This is a genomic window from Pseudomonas sp. NPDC087614, from assembly GCF_044743485.1.
Taxonomy (GTDB): Bacteria; Pseudomonadota; Gammaproteobacteria; order Pseudomonadales; family Pseudomonadaceae; genus Aquipseudomonas; species Aquipseudomonas baetica_A.
This window is the reverse complement of sequence record NZ_JBIUWN010000019.1, coordinates 1-4885: the sequence shown is the minus strand read 5'-3', so window position 1 is coordinate 4885 and position 4885 is coordinate 1. Positions and strand designations below refer to the sequence as shown.

Genomic DNA, 4885 nt, shown 5'->3' with positions numbered 1-4885 from the left:
CTGGTTAATCAGGGTGACTTCAAAGAGATGGGCATCAAGACCGTCGCCGTTTACTCCAAGGCCGATAAAGAGCTGATGCACCTGGGTCTGGCAGACGAATCCGTCTGCATCGGCCCGGCGTCTGCCGCCCAGTCTTATCTGCACATCCCGGCCATTATCGCTGCCGCTGAAGTGACTGGCGCTACCGCCATTCACCCAGGCTACGGTTTCCTCGCGGAAAACGCCGATTTTGCCGAGCAGGTCGAGAACTCCGGCTTCGCTTTCATCGGCCCGAAAGCCGACACCATTCGCCTGATGGGCGACAAGGTATCGGCCAAGCACGCGATGATCGAAGCAGGCGTGCCAACCGTTCCAGGTTCCGACGGCCCGTTGCCGGAAGACGAAGAAACGGCGCTGCGCATTGGTCGTGAAGTCGGCTACCCGGTGATCATCAAAGCCGCTGGCGGCGGCGGTGGTCGCGGCATGCGCGTAGTGCACAAGGAAGAAGACCTGATCGCCTCGGCAAAACTGACCCGCTCCGAAGCAGGCGCGGCGTTCGGCAACCCGATGGTCTATCTGGAAAAATTCCTGACCAATCCGCGTCACGTCGAAGTACAGGTGCTGTCCGACGGCCAAGGCCAGGCCATCCATCTGGGCGACCGCGATTGCTCGCTGCAACGTCGTCACCAGAAGGTTCTCGAAGAAGCGCCGGCACCGGGCATCGACGAGCAGGCTCGCCAGGAAGTTCTGGCTCGCTGCGTCAAGGCGTGCATCGACATCGGTTACCGTGGCGCGGGCACTTTCGAGTTCCTGTACGAAAACGGTCGTTTCTACTTCATCGAAATGAACACCCGTGTTCAGGTGGAGCACCCGGTTTCGGAAATGGTCACCGGTATCGACATCGTCAAGGAGATGCTCAGCATCGCCGCTGGCAACAAGCTGTCGTTCACGCAGGATGACGTGGTGATCCGCGGTCACTCGCTGGAATGCCGGATCAACGCTGAAGACCCGAAAACCTTCATGCCGAGCCCGGGCACGGTCAAGCATTTCCACGCCCCAGGCGGCAACGGCGTTCGCGTCGATTCGCACCTGTACAGCGGATATGCGGTTCCGCCGAACTACGACTCGCTGATCGGCAAGCTGATCACTTACGGCGCCACCCGCGACGAAGCCATGGCTCGCATGCGCAATGCCCTGGACGAAATCGTGGTTGACGGGATCAAGACCAACATCCCGCTGCACCGTGATCTGGTGCGTGATGAAGGCTTCTGCAAAGGGGGGGTGAACATTCACTACCTCGAGCACAAGCTGGCAGGCGAGAAGCACTAAGCTTCAGCCCGCACCTGACAGAGCCGCCTTCGGGCGGCTTTGTTGTTTCTACAGCTTTCAAATACCCCTTGCGGGAGCGGGCTTGTTCGCGAATGCGGTGTATCAGATACATTTATTTGTCTGGCACACCGCTTTCGCGAGCAAGCCCGACACAGGGTGCAATGCCGCTCCCACAAAACCTGCGCGCTCGCGTAAACTTGCGCGCTTCTCGCTGGCCGCTAGGCTGCAATCATATTTTTTCAAAGGTGCCCGCCATGCCTTGGCTGCAAGTACGTCTGGCCATCAGCCCGGAACAAGCCGAAACCTACGAAGACGCGTTCCTTGAAGTCGGCGCCGTATCGGTGACCTTCATGGACGCCGAAGATCAGCCGATCTTCGAGCCGGAACTCAACACCACCCCGCTGTGGGCGCACACACATCTGCTGGCCCTGTTCGAGGGCGGCACCGAACCCGCACCGGTACTGGCCCACCTGGAACTGCTGACCGGCAGCCCGCTGCCGGAGCATCACAGCGAAGTCATCGAAGACCAGGACTGGGAACGCAGCTGGATGGACGGTTTCCAGCCAATGCGCTTCGGTCAGCGCCTGTGGATCGTGCCGAGCTGGCACGCCGCGCCCGAGCCTGACGCGGTCAATCTGCTGCTGGACCCGGGCCTGGCCTTCGGCACCGGCACCCACCCGACCACCGCGCTGTGCCTGGAATGGCTCGACGGTCAGGACCTGAAAGACTGCAATGTGCTGGATTTCGGCTGCGGCTCGGGGATTCTGGCCATCGCCGCCCTGCTGCTCGGTGCGAAAGAAGCCGTCGGTACCGACATTGACGTGCAGGCACTGGAAGCTTCGCGTGACAACGCCGGACGCAACAACATCGCCGAACAGCTGTTCCCGCTGTACCTGCCGGAAGATCTGCCGCAGGTCAAAGCTGACGTGCTGGTCGCCAATATCCTCGCCGGGCCGCTGGTTTCGCTGGCCCCGCAACTGTCCAGCCTGGTCAAGTCCGGCGGGCGCCTGGCGCTGTCGGGCATTCTTGCCGAACAAGGTGAAGAAGTCGCTGCCGCGTATGCTCAGGACTTCGACCTCGACCCGATCGCCAATCGCGATGGCTGGGTGCGCATCACCGGACGTCGGCGCTAGAATGGCCGCCTGCATAATCCGGATCGCCGCATGACCGACAGCTTCGTCACCCAGTGTCCGCATTGCCAAACCAGTTTCCGTGTCAGCCATGCTCAATTGAGCGTGGCCCGCGGGGTGGTTCGCTGCGGCGCCTGCCTGCAAGTATTCAATGCCGCCAAACAGCTGCTTGAGCAACACGCCGGCAAGGACGCGGTGATGCCGGTCGCACCGCCGATTGAAGCGCCGCCCGCCGAAGAGCTACCGGCTATCGAGCCACCAGCCATCGTCGAACCGCCCGCGCCGCGCGCCGTCAGCCAAAAGCAGTGGAGCGCCTCGGAGCTGGATCTCGACAGCCTGGATCTGGATGAAGAGCTCGCCCGCCTCGAACAACGGGAAATTCAGCCAGCCAGCGAACTCGGTCGCCCGCGCGAAGACGCCCTGAGCGCCCGTCGCGACAGTCACGAGCCGGAAGAGTCGACATGGCCCGACAGCCTGTTCAGCGCACCCGCTGACGAGCGAACGCCGGGACCCGAAGCAGAAAAGGATATCGTCGACATCGAGCCAGTCAAATCGGCGCGGACCGAGCCATCGCTGTCGCTGGAACCGGTGGAGCTGGATGACGAACCCGCGATCCCGCAACTGCGCCTGCACGACCCAATCGATCCGAATGCCCGCCGCGAACGCCGGTCCGCCAGTCACGAAGCCGATGACGACGATCTGCCGTTGATCGAACCGCAACGCAAAAAACGCGAGCGCAGCGAAGTCCTGCAAGACCTGACCGACGACCCGCTGCAACTGGACTGGCAGAAACGCCGCTCACCGTGGGGCCGCCGCCTGCTATGGATGCTGTTGGTGCTACTGGCAGCCGGCGCCCTCGCCGGCCAGTACATCGCCTATCATTTCGATGAGCTGGCGCGCCAGGATCAATACCGCCCGTGGTTCCAGCAACTCTGCCCGCAGATCGGTTGCACGGTGCCGTCCAAGGTCGATATCGCCCGAATCAAGAGCAGCAATCTGGTCGTGCGCAGTCATCCCGAGTTCAGCGGCGCACTGGTCGTCGACGCGATCATCTATAACCGCGCGACGTTCTCCCAGCCGTTCCCACTACTGGAACTGCGTTTTGCCGACCTCAACGGTCATCTGATCGCCAGTCGTCGCTTCAAACCGGGGGAATACCTCAGCGGCGACCTGGAAGGTCTGGCGGAAATGCCGCCACAAACACCGATCCACATCGCGCTGGACATTCTCGACCCAGGCCCGAAAGCGGTGAATTACAGCCTGAGTTTTCACTCGCCCGAGTGAACCGCTTCATCGTTTCCTGATTGACGGCAGTTTTCTGACTGCGCCGCGCCCAACCAAACCGCTGGCGATAACAGATTAACTGTTCAGATTTTGTTCAATTCAGCCTTTATCCAGTCATCGAGAGCGGGTATCATGCCAACCCTTTTTCGAACTCTCATGATCCGGCCCCACTTCAGGGAAGTCCTATGTCGGCGGTACGCATCGGCCCATACACATTGCAGAACGGCTTGATTCTCGCCCCGATGGCGGGGGTCACCGATCAGCCCTTTCGTCAGCTCTGCAAGCGTCTGGGCGCAGGGCTTGTGGTCTCGGAAATGGTCACCAGTGACATGAGCCTGTGGAATACCCGCAAGTCGCGCATGCGCATGATCCACGAAGGCGATCCCGAGCCACGCTCGGTGCAGATTGCCGGTGGCGACGCGCAAATGCTGGCAGAGGCGGCACGGGCCAACGTCGAATTGGGCGCACAGATTATTGACATCAACATGGGTTGCCCGGCAAAGAAGGTCTGCAACAAGGCCGCCGGCTCCGCGTTATTGAAAGATGAAGCATTGGTGACCGAGATCCTGCAGGCCGTCGTGGCCGCGGTTGATGTGCCGGTCACCCTGAAGATCCGCACCGGATGGGATCGCGACAACAAGAACGGCCTGACCGTGGCGAAGATCGCCGAGCAGGCCGGGATCACCGCGCTGGCAGTGCATGGCCGCACTCGCGCCGATCTGTACACCGGCGTTGCCGAATACGACACGATTGCCGCGATCAAGCAGGCCGTGTCGATCCCGGTATTTGCCAATGGCGATATCGATTCACCGGAAAAGGCCCGTTACGTGCTTGACGCGACCGGTGCCGATGGCCTGTTGGTAGGCCGTGCCGCTCAAGGGCGGCCATGGATTTTTCGCGAGATCGATCACTTCCTGCGTACCGGCGAGAAATTGCCGGCGCCGAAGCTGGTCGAAGTGGAACGCATTCTGCTTGAGCATCTGGCCGCACTTCACGCTTTCTATGGAGACGTGATGGGCGTACGCATTGCTCGAAAGCATGTGGGCTGGTATCTCGCAACCTTGCCGGGCGCCAGGGAGTTTCGCGCCCACTTCAATCGTTTGGATGGTACGGAAACACAATGCGCCAACGTTCGGGAGTTCTTCGCCGAGCGTTACAAGAGC

The 4885-nt window shown here is 61.2% G+C and carries 4 protein-coding genes; all 4 read left to right on the top strand.

Annotation, left to right across the window (positions count from 1 at the left end; genetic code table 11):
- The gene (accC, locus tag ACIOWA_RS10095; protein ID WP_401159604.1) at positions 1-1308 is read left to right on the top strand and encodes an acetyl-CoA carboxylase biotin carboxylase subunit; all 1308 of its coding nucleotides are present in this window, start codon (positions 1-3) and stop codon (positions 1306-1308) included.
- Positions 1309-1562: 254 nt separating this feature from the next.
- Positions 1563-2441 (top strand): 50S ribosomal protein L11 methyltransferase, encoded by an 879-nt coding sequence (gene prmA / locus ACIOWA_RS10090; protein ID WP_401159601.1) that lies wholly within the window; start codon positions 1563-1565, stop codon positions 2439-2441.
- 30 nt (positions 2442-2471) lie between these two features.
- Positions 2472-3722 carry a DUF3426 domain-containing protein gene (locus ACIOWA_RS10085; protein WP_401159598.1) on the top strand — a complete coding sequence of 417 codons (1251 nt, stop codon included), beginning with the start codon at positions 2472-2474 and terminating at the stop codon, positions 3720-3722.
- Positions 3723-3907: 185 nt separating this feature from the next.
- A partial coding sequence (gene dusB, locus ACIOWA_RS10080) for a tRNA dihydrouridine synthase DusB (protein ID WP_401159595.1) occupies positions 3908-4885 on the top strand: 978 nt, incomplete at its 3' end.